Source organism: Pseudomonas sp. P4_B3 (assembly GCF_056402295.1).
In genome coordinates this window covers 1-19,026 of the sequence record NZ_JBFUHR010000037.1, presented here as the reverse complement: position 1 = coordinate 19,026, position 19,026 = coordinate 1, and the positions used below count along the sequence as shown (strand labels likewise).

18 protein-coding genes and 5 pseudogenes are annotated in these 19,026 nt (G+C 55.6%); 12 read left to right on the top strand and 11 right to left on the bottom strand.

The features are described 5' to 3' along the window. Positions 1 to 308 precede the first annotated feature (308 nt). From AC1DWG_RS29655 to AC1DWG_RS29645, 3 genes are all read right to left on the bottom strand, one after another. Positions 309 to 512 carry a hypothetical protein gene (locus tag AC1DWG_RS29655; protein ID WP_477788730.1) on the bottom strand — a complete coding sequence of 68 codons (204 nt, stop codon included), beginning with the start codon at positions 510 to 512 and terminating at the stop codon, positions 309 to 311. Between the two features lie 68 nt (positions 513 to 580). Beyond that, the gene (locus AC1DWG_RS29650; protein WP_008019294.1) at positions 581 to 805 is read right to left on the bottom strand and encodes a hypothetical protein; all 225 of its coding nucleotides are present in this window, start codon (positions 803 to 805) and stop codon (positions 581 to 583) included. 28 nt (positions 806 to 833) lie between these two features. After that, on the bottom strand, positions 834 to 1,085 hold the full coding sequence (locus AC1DWG_RS29645; RefSeq protein ID WP_477788723.1) for a hypothetical protein: 252 nt from the start codon (positions 1,083 to 1,085) through the stop codon (positions 834 to 836). A gap of 342 nt (positions 1,086 to 1,427) precedes the next feature. Between AC1DWG_RS29645 and AC1DWG_RS29640 the strand changes: the two genes are divergently transcribed. After that, positions 1,428 to 2,612: a hypothetical protein gene (locus AC1DWG_RS29640; RefSeq protein ID WP_477765480.1), complete on the top strand. Its 1,185-nt coding sequence runs from the start codon at positions 1,428 to 1,430 to the stop codon at positions 2,610 to 2,612. 273 nt (positions 2,613 to 2,885) lie between these two features. Here the strand turns inward: AC1DWG_RS29640 and AC1DWG_RS29635 are convergent. Beyond that, positions 2,886 to 4,012 (bottom strand): annotated as a pseudogene (locus AC1DWG_RS29635) (transposase). Between the two features lie 511 nt (positions 4,013 to 4,523). Here AC1DWG_RS29635 and AC1DWG_RS29630 point away from each other — a divergent pair. Both AC1DWG_RS29630 and AC1DWG_RS29625 read left to right on the top strand, forming a co-directional pair. Then, positions 4,524 to 4,961, top strand: a complete 438-nt coding sequence (locus AC1DWG_RS29630) for a GNAT family N-acetyltransferase (RefSeq protein ID WP_477788722.1) — start codon at positions 4,524 to 4,526, stop codon at positions 4,959 to 4,961. A gap of 153 nt (positions 4,962 to 5,114) precedes the next feature. Continuing rightward, positions 5,115 to 5,734 (top strand): annotated as a pseudogene (locus AC1DWG_RS29625) (tyrosine-type recombinase/integrase). Between the two features lie 248 nt (positions 5,735 to 5,982). On the opposite strand, the gene AC1DWG_RS29620 reads toward AC1DWG_RS29625, so the two are convergent. Continuing rightward, on the bottom strand, positions 5,983 to 6,381 hold the full coding sequence (locus AC1DWG_RS29620; RefSeq protein ID WP_477765478.1) for a hypothetical protein: 399 nt from the start codon (positions 6,379 to 6,381) through the stop codon (positions 5,983 to 5,985). A gap of 603 nt (positions 6,382 to 6,984) precedes the next feature. Here AC1DWG_RS29620 and AC1DWG_RS29615 point away from each other — a divergent pair. After that, positions 6,985 to 7,560, top strand: coding sequence for a hypothetical protein (locus AC1DWG_RS29615; protein WP_477765477.1), 576 nt, complete (start codon positions 6,985 to 6,987; stop codon positions 7,558 to 7,560). Positions 7,561 to 7,715: 155 nt separating this feature from the next. On the opposite strand, the gene AC1DWG_RS29610 is transcribed toward AC1DWG_RS29615, so the two are convergent. The 3 genes from AC1DWG_RS29610 to AC1DWG_RS29600 all read right to left on the bottom strand — a co-directional run bounded on the left by AC1DWG_RS29610 (position 7,716) and on the right by AC1DWG_RS29600 (position 10,147). Continuing rightward, positions 7,716 to 8,105 carry a hypothetical protein gene (locus AC1DWG_RS29610; protein ID WP_477765476.1) on the bottom strand — a complete coding sequence of 130 codons (390 nt, stop codon included), beginning with the start codon at positions 8,103 to 8,105 and terminating at the stop codon, positions 7,716 to 7,718. Between the two features lie 145 nt (positions 8,106 to 8,250). Then, entirely contained in the window at positions 8,251 to 8,781 is a 531-nt protein-coding gene (locus AC1DWG_RS29605; protein WP_477765475.1) for a DUF2867 domain-containing protein, read from the bottom strand. A gap of 376 nt (positions 8,782 to 9,157) precedes the next feature. Continuing rightward, positions 9,158 to 10,147 (bottom strand): LysR substrate-binding domain-containing protein, encoded by a 990-nt coding sequence (locus AC1DWG_RS29600; protein WP_477760427.1) that lies wholly within the window; start codon positions 10,145 to 10,147, stop codon positions 9,158 to 9,160. Positions 10,148 to 10,243: 96 nt separating this feature from the next. Between AC1DWG_RS29600 and AC1DWG_RS29595 the strand changes: the two genes are divergently transcribed. From AC1DWG_RS29595 to AC1DWG_RS29575, 5 genes are all read left to right on the top strand, one after another. Then, complete coding sequence (locus AC1DWG_RS29595; RefSeq protein WP_477765474.1) at positions 10,244 to 11,413, top strand: M20 aminoacylase family protein; 1,170 nt, start codon at positions 10,244 to 10,246, stop codon at positions 11,411 to 11,413. 68 nt (positions 11,414 to 11,481) lie between these two features. Beyond that, positions 11,482 to 12,261, top strand: a complete 780-nt coding sequence (locus AC1DWG_RS29590; protein WP_477788729.1) for an ABC transporter substrate-binding protein — start codon at positions 11,482 to 11,484, stop codon at positions 12,259 to 12,261. 88 nt (positions 12,262 to 12,349) lie between these two features. Then, positions 12,350 to 13,039, top strand: coding sequence for an ABC transporter permease (locus AC1DWG_RS29585; protein WP_477760428.1), 690 nt, complete (start codon positions 12,350 to 12,352; stop codon positions 13,037 to 13,039). After that, positions 13,036 to 13,749 carry an ABC transporter permease gene (locus AC1DWG_RS29580; protein WP_477756246.1) on the top strand — a complete coding sequence of 238 codons (714 nt, stop codon included), beginning with the start codon at positions 13,036 to 13,038 and terminating at the stop codon, positions 13,747 to 13,749. The genes AC1DWG_RS29585 and AC1DWG_RS29580 overlap by 4 nt, the downstream gene beginning before the upstream one ends. 20 nt (positions 13,750 to 13,769) lie before the next feature. Beyond that, the gene (locus tag AC1DWG_RS29575) at positions 13,770 to 14,537 is read left to right on the top strand and encodes an ABC transporter ATP-binding protein (RefSeq protein WP_477788721.1); all 768 of its coding nucleotides are present in this window, start codon (positions 13,770 to 13,772) and stop codon (positions 14,535 to 14,537) included. 126 nt (positions 14,538 to 14,663) lie between these two features. Here the strand turns inward: AC1DWG_RS29575 and AC1DWG_RS29570 are convergent. After that, positions 14,664 to 14,822 (bottom strand): annotated as a pseudogene (locus AC1DWG_RS29570) (IS110 family transposase); the annotation flags it as partial. Here AC1DWG_RS29570 and AC1DWG_RS29565 point away from each other — a divergent pair. Continuing rightward, positions 14,823 to 14,936, top strand: a pseudogene (locus tag AC1DWG_RS29565) (GNAT family N-acetyltransferase); the annotation flags it as partial. A gap of 285 nt (positions 14,937 to 15,221) precedes the next feature. On the opposite strand, the pseudogene AC1DWG_RS29560 reads toward AC1DWG_RS29565, so the two are convergent. Further along, positions 15,222 to 15,314, bottom strand: a pseudogene (locus tag AC1DWG_RS29560) (LysR family transcriptional regulator); the annotation flags it as partial. Between AC1DWG_RS29560 and AC1DWG_RS29555 the strand changes: the two are divergent. Beyond that, positions 15,299 to 15,490 carry a cupin domain-containing protein gene (locus tag AC1DWG_RS29555; RefSeq protein WP_477788720.1) on the top strand — a complete coding sequence of 64 codons (192 nt, stop codon included), beginning with the start codon at positions 15,299 to 15,301 and terminating at the stop codon, positions 15,488 to 15,490. The pseudogene AC1DWG_RS29560 and the gene AC1DWG_RS29555 overlap by 16 nt on opposite strands. Positions 15,491 to 15,807: 317 nt before the next feature. Further along, complete coding sequence (locus AC1DWG_RS29550; RefSeq protein WP_477788719.1) at positions 15,808 to 16,614, top strand: lytic transglycosylase domain-containing protein; 807 nt, start codon at positions 15,808 to 15,810, stop codon at positions 16,612 to 16,614. Positions 16,615 to 16,935: 321 nt separating this feature from the next. Here the strand turns inward: AC1DWG_RS29550 and AC1DWG_RS29545 are convergent. Then, positions 16,936 to 19,026, bottom strand: a 2,091-nt coding sequence (locus AC1DWG_RS29545) for an Ig-like domain-containing protein (RefSeq protein WP_477788718.1), incomplete at its 5' end; no start/stop codon positions are given.

Genomic DNA, 19,026 nt, shown 5'->3' with positions numbered 1-19,026 from the left:
GTTAATCTGCGCTCCGCCATGTGAGCGATTGGTGAAAAGCATGTCGCAGAAACGAAAAAGCCCGGCACATTAGCCGGGCTCTCTGTAGATGGGCCAAATCCCTTTGGCTGACTGCATTGTGCTTGGTAGGTGTGACGAAGGCATGACAGGGGCAGATACGAGAAGACCCGGCTCTGGACCGGGCATTTGAGTTACATCGGTACGACCGCCAAGCCGCTACAACATCTCGTCGTCATACCACGCGCCTACTCCGCCTTCCCCCGCACACTTCTTCTCGCCTTCATAACCCGCCAGCTAGTTTGTGCCGTTCAATGGAGAACCCTGCGACTCTCTCCAATCCTGATTCGATCAAGCGCCCGGTTTAATGCGTCCAAGGCATCGAGGAGAGCTTTCGCCTCGGCTTTCCGGTCATCCCCCCATAGGCGTTCAGCCATTTTGTTCAGGGCTTGGATAGAACGCTCAATTTCAGCAGCAGTCACTGCTGCTTTACTGTCCGTCAGCTTCTTCTTCATTGAGTAACCGTTTACAGGGCATTGCTTGTATTTCAGATCTAGCGCGAATACGCCCGCCAGACGCATGGCTATTCAGCCTTCCGGACAATCCTTCCCGCCTTCACCTCATCTGTGTAAGCAGTCAGCCGATCAGCTTGCTCATGCAGCTTTTCGATCGTCTCCATTGCCTCCAGAAGCTCTGTATCCCCGCGCTGTTTTGCAAGCCTGAACATTTCCAGGGCAGCTTCTTCGAGGGAATATGCAGCGGCTTTCAAGTCGCGGCGTAACTCTTGATTGGGTTTGTTAAGTGCCATGACAACCTCCTGCCAATCCCTTCCGCGATCATTGGCAGTGGTCTGCCTTCGCCGGCCGGACTACCTGACCTGCACCGATTTCTTTAATCCAGCCATCTAACCGATTCTCACCTTGCTGGAAGATTGTGATCATCCTTCGAAGCGCCTCAGCGTCTGGTCCATTACCTGCGTGGCTTAGCCGCTCGGYAATCCGAACTAACTCCACGGCCGACCACTTCAGATCAGAGGCGACACCCTGCAGATCGCGCTTCAGGTCCTGCACTGGTTTGTTGAGCCCCATCATCACCCCTTACAAGTCCCCACAACACTAATCCGATATTCAGTTGCGAAATTGCACTCTACTTGATCACCCGCTTGCATTCGACCTGACCAGTCATTTGCATTCGTTCTGACCACCGATTGCATCGGATTTGACCAGCACGCTTTGTAACCATGATCGGCAGAGAACGGCCAAAAGCAGGCGGTGGACGGAGCGATGGAAAAGAGTAGCTATGCTTGGTTTGCTGACGGAAATGATTGAGCCAAATGGGCTTCCGTTCTGTGAAGGTGTTATCACCTCACGTGAGGTGTCGAATATTCCTTGCGACTTTTGACCCAAGCCTTGCAGGAGTCCTTTCATTTCATGGCGAAGCTAATAGCCTTCACAGCGTTTCTACTGGTGGGGACTCCTCTCGAACAAGCCGCTGCCGGAAGTGCAGCGCTGAGAATATTCTGGTCAGAAACTATTCCTGGAGGGAGAGACACGCAAGACGCTCTCGCTATTCGAGGAATCTCGCTCGACGCCAGCGGTTCAATAGTGGCGTTAGGAAATAAAGGGGTATCGCAATCGATTCTCTTGCGGCCCAGCGGAGCAGGTCCTGGATCTATCATTGAGCTAGCAACTCAAGGGCAGGCCTTGCAAATTGTGCAGGGACCCGCTGAGACTCTTTGGCTTGCCGGTCTAACAAACAGGCGAATGTACGTCCCCGGCGGAACGATGGCAGATGCCTATCTCGGAAAGCTCGATCCACAGGGGCGAATCGTTGCGGAATACTCTTTTAGCTCGATCCGATTTCGCTTCATCAATAGCGTGACCTCGCTCGACTCAGGCGAATTGGTCGTCGCGGGTCGTGACGGTGCTGAAAATTGGCTGGCGGCCGTATCGACTCAGGGCAGGCTCTTGTGGCAACGAAGGTTAGGACTCGGAAAAGGGGTGGCTGTTTCAGCAGCAGGTGACCAAATCGTAGCGGCCACCATTGCAGGTAGGCGCGAGGACAACAACAAAAAATACTGGGACGATGTGAATGTCCTAAGTGTTGACCGCACGGGACACGTGATTGGCTGGCAAACTGTTAGAGCAAACATCAACAGCCATTCTGGAAGTGGTTCAGGAACGGTTGCGATGGTGAAGTCACGAACTGCGTTTTATGTACTATCGAGTTGGGACGATACTCAGAGCGCGAAGCCTCTGGAAATCACAAAGCTCTCCTTCGACGGTTCTATCTCCTGGCGCAAGGAGCTTTCGCAGTCAATATCGCAGGAGAGGAATAAAACCTGGAGATCCTGCGATCAAGGGCAGATGGCTCTTGAAAATGACGACCTCTTGGTCGTGTGTTCTATCGAAGCGCAGATTCTGGTTTTTCGGCTCGACGCAAAAAATGGTGATGTGACAGTTATGTCCGTACCATTGCCCGAATGCCATGAAGGCCGGCCGGCTGCGCTCTTCCTGACGCAAAGGAAGAATGGGGCGATCTGGATTTTTGGTTCGAGGCCGGACAGTAATGTAGGGAAAAGTTGCACGTGGCTTGGAGAGCTATCGCTTCCATGACGTTTATCTGCTTGGTTTTGTAGACACCTCCAAGCCTTAAAGTTAGACCACCAAGAAGTTAACTGCCCCCCGTCTCCCTAGACAAGGAAGATGTCTGACGGGCAGCTATGGGTCGATTCTGTTGAAAAAGTCGGATTTTCAGCTGGCCCGAACTCAGGCACGACCACCATCGGAGAACCTACTCACCACATTGAGTGGTTTCTCGCCCCTTCGTTGACCTTTGCTGCTCGGTTATTGGGTTAGTTTGAGGTTTTTTGCTTCGTGCAGGCGCACCTATCCCGTGGCAGGTGGCCCTTGAGAGGTAAATTTAGCCAGCCGTCGTAGGTTCTGCACCGCAGCGGCCAGCGTGAATTCATCAGTCGCGCCACTCATGCCTCGTAGTCTCAGGCGATCCAATTTCAGGATGCGCTTGAGGTGGGCAAACAACATTTCGACCTTTTTACGTTCGTGACGAGAGCGCACGTACGCAGGTGTCGCTGCGATTCGCCGAGCCACGTCGCGCGCGGCTTCATGGACGCTGCGAGCGATCTTGCGGAACGCAGTATTCGGACAGCACTTGGCTTTCATAGGACAGGCAACGCAGTCGGTCTGCCGGGATCGGAAGATGATGGTGTTGGCTTTGGTGACGTGCGAACGCTCGTTCTTGAAGGCTCGCCATTCACTGCGCAAAGCGTTGTCGGCCGGACAGCGGTATTCCTCAGCCTCTTCATTCCAGTGGAAATCATTGCTCGAAAAACTGTCGTTCTTGCGCTCGGTTTTGTCCCATACCGGCACGTGCGGTTCGATGTCTTTTTCCTCCACCATCCAGGCCAGCATCGGCGCGGTTCCGTAAGCGGTGTCGCCAATAAGGCGTTCCGGCTTGATGTCGAACTGCGCTTCGACCCGATCGATCATCGTCTTGGTGCTCTCGACTTCTGCGGTTCGATGAGCCGGTGTGGGTTCCACATCCATGATCACGCCGTGCTCGGTATCGATCAGATAATTCGTGGAGTAAGCGTAGAACGCTGGGCCACCTGGAGCTGCGGTCCAGCGGGCTTGAGGATCAGTCAGCGATAGGCGCTTCGGTAGCGTTTCGGCCAGAGCCTCTTCATCGAGCGCCTCAAGATACTCACGCACGGCGCGGCATCGCTCCAGTTGACCGGTTCATCTCCTGGCACGCCGCGCTGCCGGCGCTCTGAGCGAATGCCGTAGCAATAGCCCACGATCAGCATACGAATCATCAGTTCTGGATCAATCGACGGACGCCCAATCGGGCTGTAGAAATCGGCGAGGTAATGGCGCAGGTCGCTCAGATCGAGACATTGATCAATGCTGCGCAGAAGGTGATTGGCGGGGATGTGATCTTCAAGGTTGAACGAGTAAAACAAGCGCTCCTGCCCACTCGATAACTGTCCCATCATTCTGCGTGCTTCCCTGCTGGCCAATGTAGAGATTTTGCCGCAGGCCAGACAGGGGAGCTACTTTTTCAACAGAATCGGTCGACTACTGCCCTTCGTGACAGGCAGAAATCGGCCGAGGCTGTGTAAAAACGTTTTTGAGCGCGACAGATACTCGAAACCGGACTGGAAATCGCGCTTCTACGCGAAATCCACATCTGCTGACGTGCCGATAAATTTCAGATTTAACGTAGACAGGCACACTTCAATTTTGGCGAAGAGTTTTTACACACTCTGAACCCAAAGCCGACGGTGGTGACAGACAGAAAGCGGCCAAAAGCAGACCATGGACACGCAGCTAATACGTCAGTAATGTGCAAAAAAATATGCCGCTTTCCCCCTTCTTAATGTCGCGTTTACAGACTCGATTTTTTGATTGCTCAAGGGGTTACGCATGCGACATCGCATGTCGCAAAATTAATTGTTATGCCAAAAGCCGTACGGCACCTCAATGTTGAATGATAGGAGCAATAAAGTGGAAGTCAAGATTGATATATTGGATTCTCCAACAGAAAATGATCAAGGAGATCTGAATAATAGGTTTTCAGAATATCTTCGAATTCAATATCCAAATCTACCGCCAGAATCGGAAGATAAAATATTTATGGTGGTTGCACACGATGAAGTAGGCGACTACATCGGTGCAATAAGCTGTAATTGTTACTGGGATGGCTTAGAGATTGATACGTTTTGGGTTAAGGAATCTCATCGCGGTAGAAAAGTAGGTTCTATGCTATTGGAGAAAGCAGAAACGATTGGCGCCAACAATGGGGCAGTAGTTGCATTCTTAAAAACCGTTGATGCTAAACAGTTCTATGAGCAGCATGGGTATGAAATTTATGGTGTTCTTGAGAATCGACCAATCGGGACTAACCTGTATCATTTAAAGAAACGGCTAGTAAAACATGCATAACAACTGGTTCAAACCGTTCGCTTCGCTCACTGGGACGGGCTAAAGTCCGCCCCTTAACCAAATGCTGGTCAGCGTCCGCATTGGGTCGGATAGCGACCACCAGCCATCGTGACTGATCCACCCTTGTCCTCCCCTCAACGTGGAGGACGAGCCATGAACACGATTGCTAGATACAGCCATCAGCCTTGGAACAAGGGAAAGCTTGTCGGGCAGAAAGCTCCGCTTCGAGTCAGAGATATCTGGGCTATCCGCGTAAGGCTTCAGCTTGCTGAGAAGACGCGTGATTTGGCGCTCTTCAACTTGGCCATTGATAGCAAGCTGCGTGCCTGTGACTTAACCAGGTTGCGAGTTCGAGACATCGCCCATGGGGAGCATGTGTCGTCACGGGCCATCGTGATGCAGCAGAAAACTCAGCACCCAGTGCAATTTGAAATCACTGAGCAAACCCGAACGGTTCTGGAGGCTTGGATACATCGGGCGCGTCTCCGCAGCGAGGACTTCTTGTTCCCGAGCCGGTTGCACGCCTCAGACACCTTTCCACCAGGCAATACGCTCGAATAGTCAAAGCGTGGGTGACAGCCATTGGCCTTGATCCAACCATGTACGGTACCCACACGCTACGGAGAACCAAGGCATCGTTGATCTATCGCAGGACGAAGCACCTGAGAACTGTCCAACTCCTGCTTGGTCATACGAAGCTTGAAAGCACTGTCAGATACCTGGGAATCGAGGTCGATGATGCCCTGGAAATGGCAGAACAAACGGAGGTCTGATCATCCATAGTGACGGTCGATGCTAGACCGTCGCTATCCGACCCAATGCAGACGTTAAAAACCTGACTGTTTGGCGCTAGCAGTCGTTCTCACGCTGGGACAGCGAGGTTTAGATCAAATCCGCGTCATTTGTTCGAGGGCTGATCGACCGTTTCCCAATGAAGGTCGTTCCTCAATGGCATAAGGCACAAGCCCAAACTTGGGGTAACGCGGTCCCTGTGAGCGGAGCGAACGATTGGAAGCGATTGTTAGGTGCAAATGCTGACCCAGTTATTTATAGCCTGAAACTCAATTTTCGCTTCAATTGCATTTCCTTTACTTGGAAACCTCTTCAGATAAACAAATGAAGACTCTGTAATCACGAAAGATTCGGCAAAGCCCTTCTCAACAGTCTTAAATTCTGCGATTGACCACGACGTTACATCTATTAGTACAGCTCGCGTGATTGGACCTTTTTGATAATCGGTGGTAAGCCACTCTTGAACAGCTAAAAACCTTGAGTCGTTTGACCATGCCATAGGGTGGCCAAATATTTTATTTGGAAGATTTCGACCATCAATGCGAAGACGGAAATATTCCGGGCCAAAACGAATTTCTCCTTCAAGGATTTTTTCAACGGAGTGAATACCATTGGGGGATTTACTCAATTTGGCACCTAACGTTTGGTTAAGGGCCCGCGGCACGCAGTCCCGGGTGAGCGAAGCGAATGGACCGAGAAGACTTCCTCGGCACCAGCAGCATTGGTGACGCTACCTATTTGCCATCACTGTGTCCACCGTCTGCTTTTGGCCGATTCTGTTGAAAAAGTCGGCCATGGTTTGCGCATCGGAAAAGTACGCGTCCGAGATTGAAATCTTTACTTTTGGCAGAGGCTTCCGGACTCGGATTTCACGTAGCCGCGTGCAAAAAAGGCGTTTTCACCAGTCAATGAGCAGGCAGTTTGGGCGGACCGACTTTTTCAACAGAATCGGCCGATTTCTGCCTGCCGCGAAGGGCATCAGTCGACCCGAAGCGGTCATTCGTAGAGTCTCTCTAGCAAGCTTGCTCGCTTATTTGCGATGCGAACACTCGATACACCCAATGGTGCAACTCATGAACCCTACAATTTTGCCAGCGACAGTTCTTCGTCCCGACATGCGTGATAGCATTTTGATCTAAGCGTTTTTAACTTGCCGGAATTTTCTTGTCTACGCTCGCATTAGCACCTGATATCTCGATCACAACACACAGGTATCAACTGAGGTTAGGTTATGTCCGATGACGGCTATGGGCGCAGCAGGGCAAGTATCTTTTTTCCTGTTTTCAGTATAGGGCAGGCAAAACTGGTGGTTGTATTGCTTATGCTTTTACTGGTTATGGTCAGCGCCGTTGTGCCCGATAGAGCTGAGGGAGGAGGGTGGTTGCTGGTCCAGCAGATGATCTTGGTTGGATACAAGGATGTTGGGAGTCTTAGTGAAGGGTCAAGTTATAGATTGGTAGTAATGGTTAGTTTTTCTATGGCGGTTATTTTGTCTTGGATTGCTGCCATTGTGATGTCATTGACTCGTCTTCATATGCGTGCTTTTCAGACTGTTGAGAGAAAAAGTTATTTATCAAGAGTTTTGACTGTTGGGGTCATACTGGTATTCCTGTTACTGCCTATGTTTCAAGCGCTGCCAAATAGTGAGTTGCACTTCTCATATCATGTGTTTAGGGCGATGTGGGAAAGTAAGTTGTTGATAATCGGGGCGAGCGTTGTGTATTTTTTGCTCTCTTTGTCGCTTTGGGTGCTGGTTTTATTTGAGGTTTCTAACTTGCTGGGTTGGAGATCGTCAACGCGTAGTTGAACTCTGCCATGGCCAAGCAGCGAGTTGCTGACCGTTTGCAGTCGATCGCAACTGGCTGCTTCTGGCCGATTTCTGCCTGTCACGAAGGGCAGTAGTCGACCCGAAGCTGACATTCGAAGTAAGAAAATAAATCAGTCCTCTTTTTCCTTGAGGCCTCAGTGCTGACCCGCCAGGATAGGCCTGATCGACTGAGCATCGGCTTTCAGTGCGAAGTAGGTCCATATGCCTCCAAAAAGATCCACTACTCCGAAGAGAACGATCATTGGACTGGCGAGGCCAACGACAGCGAAGGTAGTGAAGGCCACGAAGACGGCGAAGCGCGTGTACACCGACGCTTCCAAAAATGGCTTGTTTTTGTGCTTGGCTGCGACCCATGCGTAGATGCCGATATTGAACGCGATAACGCCAACCACGTGAATCCAGACCTCGGAGGTTGGTGGAATCCGAAAGATCGCCAGCAAGAAGTTCGGCGCGACGACTAACACGGCACCCACGACGAACAAATAGATGGCGAAGACCTTGGCACTGAACGCAGACCTGGACATATTTTCCATTCCTTTAGTGATGAACGGCAGATGGAGCGAATGAATCCTGGAGGCCTGACGTTTGACATGAGCGGCTGGGCCGGGCTCGCCGGAACAAGCCTTTCGATGGAAGGGTTGACCTCAGGGGCACACAGCGTTTTCAGCCTTAGGGGCAGGTAGCCAGAGGCCAACCGACTTGCGCTGCACGGAGGAGGCTGGCCTTAACAACCAAGCGGTGAAATGGGGCAATGACGAAGATGTAGGCCCGGCCTAGACGGTTGTGGCACTGGACCACGGTTGAAAAAACGAGTTGGTGACTGCCTTCTGGCTCTGCCTCTCCAGAACATAGAACCGATATCCGGAAGTCGAGGTGCTTGTCGTCCTCTCCCAACACGATTTCAGTCTGGTTCGTGCTGTAGACCTTGAAGATTCCAATCCGATTAGCAAGTGATGCCAAGTGTTTGGCTGTCTTGAGACCGAAACAGGCAACGATAGTGTCTCGGACTTTCGTGAGCCATCCGATCCAGGATGGCTGGTGGGAAAAGATGAATCGAGCTAGCAAATCTGGATTGTTGGATGTGCCCGCAGGGAGCCGAATCGCAAAAGCGTCCGCTAGGTTCATCGACTTGTAAAGGTGGGTGATGCCGGACCTCGAGGGGACTGGCACGGACGTAATGAGCTCGAATTCTCTGGGCATCGGGGATCTCTCCTGAGGTCTAATTACTAATTAGGCGACATGCCATGTCGCGTTTCTTGTTGCGATGGCTTGTCGTATAACGCTCCTTGTCGCCCTGCAAGTGCTTGTCTATCTTAGAAGTGGTTGCGGCAAACGTGACATCGCCCTGAGAGAAACACAACAAGGGCGGCGGTAAGCTCTGCTGCCTTCTGGATTCGAAAGCGGCATCGGTAACGCTACCCATTTGCCATCACTGTGTCCACCGTCCGCTTTTGGCCGAGAGTCGCCTCTGGCCACGTGCAGAAATCAGTCAGAAGTGAACGCTTGGCGCCGGTACCTACGGCCAGATTCGACCCAAGACGTCCTGATGTATCAGACATAAAACCGTAGGGTCACCTCACAGCCGCAGCCGTAAGGTTTCAAACAGCGTGCGGTCTTCCTTTTTGGCCGAGCGCGCATGGCGCCGAATGACCTGCAACAGGCATTCGGTGAAGCAGACCGCCGGATTGCTCAGTGCGCCATTGCGGCGTGTCACGATGCTCAGCTGTCGGGGCTCGAACTGCTCGGTCAGCCCCAGGGATACCACACGCCCCAGAAATGGCGGGGCTGTGCTCACGATGGACGGCCCCCAGGTGCACATGTCGGCCCGCTCGACCATCATCTGCAAAATGGCCAGTGAATGAGCACGCACGATTCGATTCTCATCAATCTGCGCGCCGTGTTTCCAGAACAGTTCCTGCATCAGCCCGTCGTGCCCGTCCGGCGCGTAGTTCAGGGTCCAGTTTTCTTCCAGTAACTCGTGGATTGATCGCGCATGCTGTCGGGCGTGACCCTCGCGGACCAGCACCGAGGTCTGGTAATCGAGCAAGGTTTCGCAGGCGAATTCCTGGGTTGATTGTGTGGGATGGAGTTGGCCAATCGCAAAGTCCATGCTGCCGTCGCGCAGCAGCGGTTGGGCAACGGCCATCAGGCTTTCGAACAGTTCCAGCTTGATTTGTGGCATACGTTCGCGAAAAGCCAGCACGACTTCGGGCAGGAAGGTCAGGGCAACCCAAGGGGTGATCCCGACGCAGAGCCGGCCTTGAGCCTTCCCACGCATGTGATCAAGCTCGGTCTGTGCGTGCTCCAGTTGCTTGATCACCAGCCGGGCGTGAGTCAGCAGCACTTTGCCATATTCGGTGAAGTTCAGACCGCTGGCGGTTCGGGTAAACAGCGGTAGCTGCTGGCTGGTTTCCAACTCGCGCAGTGCTTTGGTCACAGCGGCCTGGGAAATCTCCAGCGAACGAGCGGCCGCGCGGATACTGCCGGTTTCGGCGCTGGCAATCAGCGCCTGTAATTGATGCAGTTTCATCTGCTCACCCTGGTGACAACTAATGGTTGTCATCATAACCAAACTGCGCCTCCCCAGCCCAGCGCCCGTTCCCTAAGATCGACCCCAACAGCGCTTTCGCTGCCGCACAGCCCCTGTCGAAGGAGAACACCCATGAATGCCGGCCTGGTCCTGCCTGGTATTGCCGCGATGCAAGATGAAATGATCGCGATACGTCACAGTATTCACGCGCACCCTGAACTGGGTTTTGAAGAATTCGCCACCAGTGAGCTGGTTGCAGCGTGTTTGACTCAGTGGGGCTTTGAGGTCAGTACTGGGGTGGGCAAGACCGGGGTCGTTGCCACCCTGAAAAATGGCGAAGGCCGGTCCATTGGCTTGCGCGCTGACATGGATGCGCTGCCGATACAGGAAACCTCTGGTTTGCCTTATGCCAGCCGGATCGACGGAGTCATGCATGCCTGCGGTCACGACGGTCATACAGCAGTCCTGCTGGCAGCCGGTCAGTACCTGGCCCGGACACGGGCGTTCAATGGCACCGTGCACCTGATTTTCCAACCGGCGGAAGAAGGGCTGGGCGGTGCCAGGAAAATGCTGGAGGAAGGGCTGCTCGAACGGTTTCCGTGCGATGCGATTTTCGCCATGCATAACGTGCCGGGTTATCCCGTCGGGCATTTGGGTTTTTACAGCGGACCGTTCATGGCGTCTGCCGACACGGTTAACATCAAAATCATCGGTAACGGTGGCCATGGCGCGGTGCCGCACAAAGCCGTCGACCCGGTGGTGGTCGGTGCCTCGATCGTGATGGCCCTGCAAAGCATCGTCTCGCGCAACGTTAACCCGCAGGAGATGGCGATTATCACGGTGGGCTCCCTGCATGCCGGGAGCGCCTCGAATGTCATCCCGTCCAGCGCCGACCTGAGCCTGAGCGTACGCGCCCTGACCCCCGAGATTCGCCACTTGCTGGAAGTCAGAATCACTGAATTGGTCAAGGGCCAGGCCGAGAGTTTTGGCGCCCGGGTCCACATCGATTACCAGCATTGCCATCCGGTGTTGATCAATGATCCCGAACAGACAGCATTTGCCCATGAAGTCGCCCGCGACTGGCTGGGAGAGGAACACCTGATCGATGACTTGCGGCCGTTCACGGCCAGCGAGGACTTTGCTTTTGTCCTGGAAAAGTGCCCCGGCAGCTATCTGGTGATCGGCAACGGCGAGGGAGAAGGCGGGTGCCTGCTGCACAACCCCGGCTACGACTTTAATGACGGCTGCCTGCCGGTGGGCGCGAGCTATTGGGTCAAGCTGGTCGAACGTTTTCTGTGTTGAGACGGCGCATTTTCGCCCGTTGTGCCGGTAAAAAATCTGCGGCCTGAAGAGGAATAAAAATGAACAAGATGATTGCAGCCGTTTCCCTGGTGTTCCTGACGGTCTCGAGCCTGGCGGGGGCGGCCGACTGGTCTGGCAAAGTGTTGAAGCTGGGGGTGGACCCGACGTATCCACCGCTGGAATACAAGAACCAGGATGGCACGCTGACCGGCTTCGGGGTCGACATCGCCGAGGCGTTGTGCGCCGAACTGAAAGCCCGATGTGTCTGGGTGGAAAGCAGCTGGGACGGGATGATCCCGGGACTGCTGGCGCGCAAGTTCGATGCGGTGGCGTCTTCGATGACCATCACACCCAAACGCCTGGAGCAGATTGCGTTTACCGACAAGGTGTCCAATGCACCGGCACGGTTAGTGGTCAAACGTGGATCGGGATTACAGCCGACCCTCGAATCGCTCAAGGGCAAGCGCATTGGTGTGGAGCAGGGCTCGACCCAGGAGTCCTATGCCAAAGCGGTTTGGGGTTCCAAAGGCGTGGACGTTCTTTCCTATCAGAATCAGGACCAGGTGTACGCCGACCTGGTCGTGGGGCGACTTGATGCCTCGTTGCAGGGTTCCATTCAAGCCAGTTACGGCTTCTTGAAAACAGCGGCGGGTAAGGACTATGAATTTGCCGGTGCCACTCTGGATGACCCGGGCTTCTTCGGCGTCGGTGATGGCCTTGGTCTGCGCAAGGACGATGTCGCGTTGCGCGAAGATTTGAACAAAGCCCTGGCAACCATTCTCGCCAACGGTACTTACTCGCGGATCAACAACAAGTACTTCGATTTTGACGTCTACGGCGCCCAGTAACGCGTCGTCGTTAGCTTGAACAGGGCGCTCGTTCGAGCGCTCTATTGCCCCCCCTTCACCTCACCCTGACAAGAACAAGGAGAGTGAGATGCTTCTGGAAGGTTTTGGCCCGCAGATTCTGCTGGGCACCCTGGCGACCATCAAACTGGCGCTTTGTTCATTGCTGATCGCCGTCCTGGCCGGGCTGATGGGCGCCAGTTCCAGGTTGTCGTCCAATCGTTTGTTGCGCACGCTGGCCACGGCTTACACGACCGTGATCCGCAGCATGCCGGACCTGGTGATCATGTTGCTGCTGTTCTTCAGCCTGCAGATGCTGCTCAACCGGATGACCGATTGGCTGGGCATCGCCCAAATAGATATCGACCCGTTTCTGGCCGGTGTCGTGACGCTGGCATTCATTTACGGGGCCTACTTTACCGAGACATTCCGCGGCGCCTTCCAGGCAGTCCCGACGGGGCAGATCGAAGCCGCGAGGGCCTACGGCATGACCCACGGGCAGACCTTTCGCAAAATCCTGTTCCCGCAAATGTTGCGCCATGCGCTACCCGGCATTGGCAACAACTTGCAGGTGTTGATCAAATCGACTGCGCTGGTATCGATCATCGGCCTGACAGATGTGGTCAAGGCCACGCAGGATGCGGGCAAGGGCTCGATGCAGTTCTTTTACTTCACCCTGGTCGGCGGCCTGATCTACCTCGCCATTACCACGGTAGCCAATGGTGTGTTGATGTGGCTGGAGCACCGCTACTCGGTCGGTGTCAGGAAGGCTGCGTTATGAACGGCATTCTTCAAGACTACTGGCAGGCTTACCTGTGGAGTGACGGGCCATACTTTTCCGGGTTGGCGGTGACGTTGTGGCTGCTCATACTTTCGGTGGTGATGGGTTTTGTGCTCGCGGTACCGTTGTCGATTGCCCGCGTCAGCCGCAACCCGCTGCTGCGCCTGCCGGTCTGGTGTTACACCTACGTGTTTCGTGGCACCCCGTTGTACATCCAGTTGCTGTTCTTTTACACCGGGGTGTACAGCTTGCATGTGGTGCGGTCCCAGGATTTTCTCAACGCTTTTTTCCGTGACGGCTTCAACTGCACGGTGCTGGCTTTCGGGCTCAATACCTGTGCCTACATGACCGAGATTTTTGCTGGCGCCATCAGGGCGACCGCCCACGGAGAAGTCGAGGCCGCCAGTGCCTACGGAATGAGCCGGTTCACGCTTTATCGGCGGATTATTCTGCCGTCGGCATTGCGCCGCGCGCTGCCGTTTTTCAGCAATGAAGTGATTCTGATGCTGCATTCCACCTCGGTGGCCTTTACCGCCACGGTGCCCGATTTGCTGAAGATCGCCCGGGATGTCAACTCGGCGACCTATGCATCCTTTACCGCCTTTGGCATTGCCGGGGTGTTGTACGCCACCAGTGCTTTTTTCCTGATCTGGCTGTTTCGACGCGGCGAGCTGCATTGGCTGGCCTACCTCAAACCGCGGACGCACTGACCCCTATCGGACTTGCTCGAATGTATAAATTGATCGTTGAAGATGTCCATAAAAACTACGGCAACCATGAAGTGTTGAAAGGGGTTTCGCTCAAGGCCAGGGCGGGTGATGTGATCAGCATCATCGGCTCCTCCGGGTCCGGGAAAAGTACCTTCTTGCGTTGTATCAACCATCTGGAACAACCGTCGGCCGGGCGCATTGTTGTCAATGACGAAGAGTTGCTCACCCGCAGAAACTCAAGGGGTGAGTTTTGTGTGGTTAACCCCGGGCAGTTACGGAGCCTGCGCAGCCGGTTGTCGATGGTGTTTCAGCACTTCAATTTGTGGAGCCACATGTCCGTGCTGGAAAACATCATCGAGTGCCCGATGAGCGTGCTCGGTATCAGTCGGGCGCAGGCGCTGGAGCGGGCGCGTCATTACCTTGCCAAGGTGGGGCTGCCACAAAAAGTCGAGGGCCAGTACCCGGTGCATTTGTCCGGCGGCCAGCAACAGCGGGTGGCCATTGCACGTGCGTTGGCCATGGAGCCTGAGGTGATGCTGTTCGACGAACCGACCTCAGCCCTTGACCCTGAACTGGTGGGCGAAGTGCTCAAGGTCATGCAGCAACTGGCAGAAGAGGGCAGGACGATGGTGGTCGTCACCCACGAAATGGCGTTTGCCAGGCAGGTGTCGAACCACGTCATGTTTCTACATCAGGGGCGGGTGGAGGAGTCGGGAGCGCCAGGCACGCTGCTGGAACAGCCTCAAAGCGAGCGGTTGCAGCAGTTCCTGGCCGGGAGTCTCAAGTAGTTAAATTTCGATTTTCCAGGCGTGAAGGATAATTTCGAATACTAACGCCAGCAGAGCAATCGACCGACCGCATCTGGCCGATCTGTGCCTATCGCCACTGTCAGCTTCACGCCCTGAGGAAGTCAGTCAACCTAAATCGAGGTTCTTCAGCAGCGGTGAGCCGCGCTTCCTCAATGCATTCAAATAGGTGGTTTCATCGTAGAGCGTCCTGGTCTGCCAGCACCGATACAGAATCCGAATCCACTTAAACGCGAGTGCGCGTACAGCAGCTTGGTAGGTGCTCCCTTCAGCTTTCAGGCACCCGGCTTTTATCAAAAACTTGGCTACTCCGAATTCGGACGCCTGGCAGACTATCCACCGGGACATACCCGGCTCTATTACCAGAAGTCATTGTGCTGACAGCGTTTTGATCTTGGCCCGATAGCTGCCTCGTAGCAGACCACTATCGGCCGATTCTGTTGAAAAAGTCGGCCATGGTTTGCGCATCAGAAAAGTACGCGTCCGAGATTGAAATCTTTACTTTTGGCAGTGGCTTCCGGACTCTGATTTCACCTGGCAGCGTGCAAAAAAGGCGTTTTCACCAGTCAATGATCAGGCAGTTTGGGCAAAGCGACTTTTTCAACAGAATCGGCCAGAAGGAGACATTCGTTTGCGTCGGGATGCCCCCTATCCAGTCGTCAGGCATTAAGCACTGTTGAGATGGTCGCATATGAGCTCGATGAACCGCTGGGTCTTCGCAGGAAGCAGCCGTGTTTCGGTCAGTGCGTAGACCGAGATGCGAGTGCGACTACGACGAGATGTGCCACATCCTCGAAGGCACCGTGCGCCTGACCGATGCGGACGGCGTGGCGAAGACCTTCGGGCCGGGGGATTCGTTCGTGGTGGCGGCGGAGTTCAGGGGAGCCTGGGAAAACATCACGCCGGTGCGCAAGGTGTATTTCATTCTCGGATGAGTTCGGCCCGGGCGGATAACGATGACAACTTTGCCGTCGCCTACCTGGGCCTGTCCCGCACCGGCTCCGGGTCCGTCACCCGCGGATCGGACTTGCGCCCGGCCCTGGCAAGCCGGGACGACGCGTCGTGCGAGCAACCAGGCCTGCGCTTCGCCTGGGAACGCCGGCAGCCCGTACGTCAACGCAAGTTCCAAGGCCGGTTACAAGGGGTATAACTATTAGAACAACAGGCGGGTCACCCAGAACAGGCCCTCCAAAGGCAGCGTCCGGGCCAGGCGCTCCAGGCCTGATCGACGCCTGCGGCGCGGAGCGATGTGATGAGTTCCAGAGCATGGCGATGGGCTCGCAAGAGCCTTTATGGCTGCATCGAGCTGGCCTTGCTGGTCGCTCCACTGTGCGCCAGCGCCATGTTCAAGTGCCAAGCCAGGGACGGAGCCATCAGCTACACCAGCCAAGCCATCGCCAGCGCCCGCTGCACTCGCCTGAATGGCATGGCGGGCGCTGGTGTCGGCGCCAAGGCAATGGCCCTGCCACGGCTTGTGCGGGACGACAACCCGGGCGCGGTGCGGATTCGGGTGTACACCTTTATCCACAAGGGTATTCGTCAATATGTGAGCCGGCGCCCCGTCGGGATCTCCGCACGGGTCGATGTCCTTGAGCTCTATTACATCAAGGGCTGCTATCTGTGCATGGCGCCGAAGGATTTCAAGGTCGCCTCACTGCGCCTGGACACCCATTCCTATCGGCGGGAGATCGAAGCCGCTTCGGGTCATTATGGTGTCGACAGGGCGCTGGTCCGCGCAGTGATACATGCCGAATCGGCGTTTCGCCCCAACGCCATTTCCGAAGCCGGCGCCCAGGGGCTGATGCAGTTGATGCCCGCCACCGCCGAGCGCTTCGCCGTGGACGATCCGTTCGACGCACGACAGAACATTCGTGGCGGCGTGCGCTACCTGGCCTGGCTGCTCAAACGCTTCAACGGCAACCAGGTGCTGGCGTTGGCAGGTTACAACGCCGGCGAAGCGTCCGTGGTCGAGTACAACGGGGTGCCTCCCTACGCCGAGACGCAATCCTACGTCACCCTCGTGCGGTCCTTGACCGAACGCTATCGCAACCATCGCTAGTACCGTAGGGCGCATAACCCGGAATAGGTAATACGCCGGCCCCTCCACGGCGGATAACGCTGGCGCGTTATCCGCCCTACGAAAGCAATCAGGTTCTGCGCTCGATCAATACGCCGGGTGGGGAATGGCTCAACCGAACTTCCACGCTCACCGGTAGCTATCGACCCATAACGGTCATTTGTCCGCCGACGATGGAAGCTCTAGCTCCGAGCTACAGCTTGAAATGCTGGCATTCTGGAAATTTTACAACCAGGTAAGTTGTCAATTTTTTTGTAGCAAGAGGGCCTCAATGAGGCCCTCATCGCCAAAACCTGGTTGTACTCAGTTCGCCTTTATTGGCACCGTCACGGTTTTGCCGAAGGCCGATTTGATGGTCGCTGTCGGGCTAGGCGACGGGCCACTGCCGACGGTCGTCACCGCTATCTGCCAACGTGCGCCTGTAGGCGTAAGCGTCAGGGTGGCGGCGCCAAGGTTCACCGTACCGGTTGTGGTCGTGGCAGTCGCCGTGATGGTATTGCCCGTGCCACGCGAAGTGGTGCCGGACAAGACCCAGTAGTAGCGGCTGTTGCTGCGGGCGGTGACGGTAGCGCTGGTGACGATCAGATTCTCGTTGACCGCTGCCGAGACCGCCACGGACACCGTCGCCGGTGCCGATTCCGCACCCTTGGCGTCGGCGGCCTTATAGGTAAAGGTCGCGGTGAACGGCGCGGGGACTGTTGCCGGTGGTGTGTAGGTCACGCGCGTACCATCGGTGCTGACCACGCCCTTGCCGGAGTCCGGTTGCTCCAGCCCCACCACTTTAAGTGGCACGTTACCGTCAGGGTCGCTGTCGTTGGCCAGGACGTTGATGATCACCGGTTGGCCGGTGTTGCTGATGGCGCTGTCGGCGTTGGCGATCGGTTTTTGGTTATCGCCGTCCTCGACATGTTTATCGCCAGTGCGGAAAGTCGGCAGCGCAGCAGAATTGACGTAGGTGACGCCATCCCAGCCAGGCAGGGGTGTTGGCATCAACTGAAACTGGCCGGGGTGCTCGACATCCCAACGCAGCAGCATGGACGTGTCCTCGTGCTGAGTGTTGTGGCAGTGCTCCATGTAGGTCCCGGCAAATTCACGGAAGCGGATCGCAATGTCCACGTCCTTCGAACTGTCGATGCCTTCGCCGATGAGATAGACGTCCTTGCGGGCCCATTTTTCCCATTCCGGCGGCGCCTTGCCGTCACGGTTGAGGACGATGCCTTCTTCGAAATGCACGTGCACCGGGTGGCTCCAGCCGTTGCCGCCGTTCCTTATTTTCCACACTTCCAGGGTGCCGTCGCCGGAGAACCCGGCAGGGGTCGGGCCGTTAGCCAGTTGCGGAGCGGCGCTGATGATTCGAGGGTCCATTTGGAAGCCGAAACCGCCGTCGGTCTTGATTGTCCAGGGTTGTTCGTCGGTACCGTCGGAGCGACCGAAAGTGAACTCGCGATGCCGCGCCGCCTTGAGCGTGGCCTGCACCGTCGGGTCGTCACGGTTGAGGGTCAGCGGGATCATGGTCTTGCCGGCCGGTTTGCTCGGTTTGGCGGGTTCGTAGTCGGCGGGGTTCATGCTCACGTCCTGGCCGGCATAAGACTGGACCACCAGCTGCATGAACTTGCCCACCACCGGGTCGCCGGCGTCCCATTCCAGCCCTTTGCTGCCCAGCTTGAGCAGCGCTTTGTACTTCCCGGACAGCACATCGGCCAGGCTCAGCGGTACAGGCTCTGGACCCTTGCCGTTCTGGTGTTCCATCAGGTTGACGAAGTACAGCTTGTCGCCGGTCTTGATCCCGTATTTTGAGAAGTTGACGATGATGTCGAAACGCTCGGCGATGCCCTGGGTGGGCAGGATGGCGTTGTGGTCCTGCAGGTCGCCGTCACCGTCCAGGTCCATGCTGCCGTCGAACGGCACGGCGTGTTCCATGAGGTTGCCGTCGTTGGCAATCATGTGGAACGGCACGCGGGTATAGGACAGACCGGAACCTGCAGGTCCGGGGAATTCGCCGCCGGTGCCAACAACTTCACGCACCAGCGCGATCCTGAAGAAGCGCGACACCGAGCCATTGAGAATGCGGAAACGATAGCTGCGCGCCCGCACATTCAGGCGCGGCTGGTACTGCCAGTTGACCAGGATCTGATCGCCGAGAAAACCATCGGTGTTGAACGGGTTGAACCACAGTTGGCCGTTCTGATCCCAGGCCTTGTCGGCAATCATCAGGTTCACATCGTAGTCGCGGTTGCCCCAGGGCAACGCCGAACCGCTGGGCAGGCGCAGGTTGACGCCGTCTTCGAAGGCTTCGTTACCGCGGTCCATGGCGCTGTAGTAATTCATCATCACCGCGTTGCCCTTGTAGACGTTTTGCGCAGTGAAATCGAGCATGTGGTCATGGAACCAGTG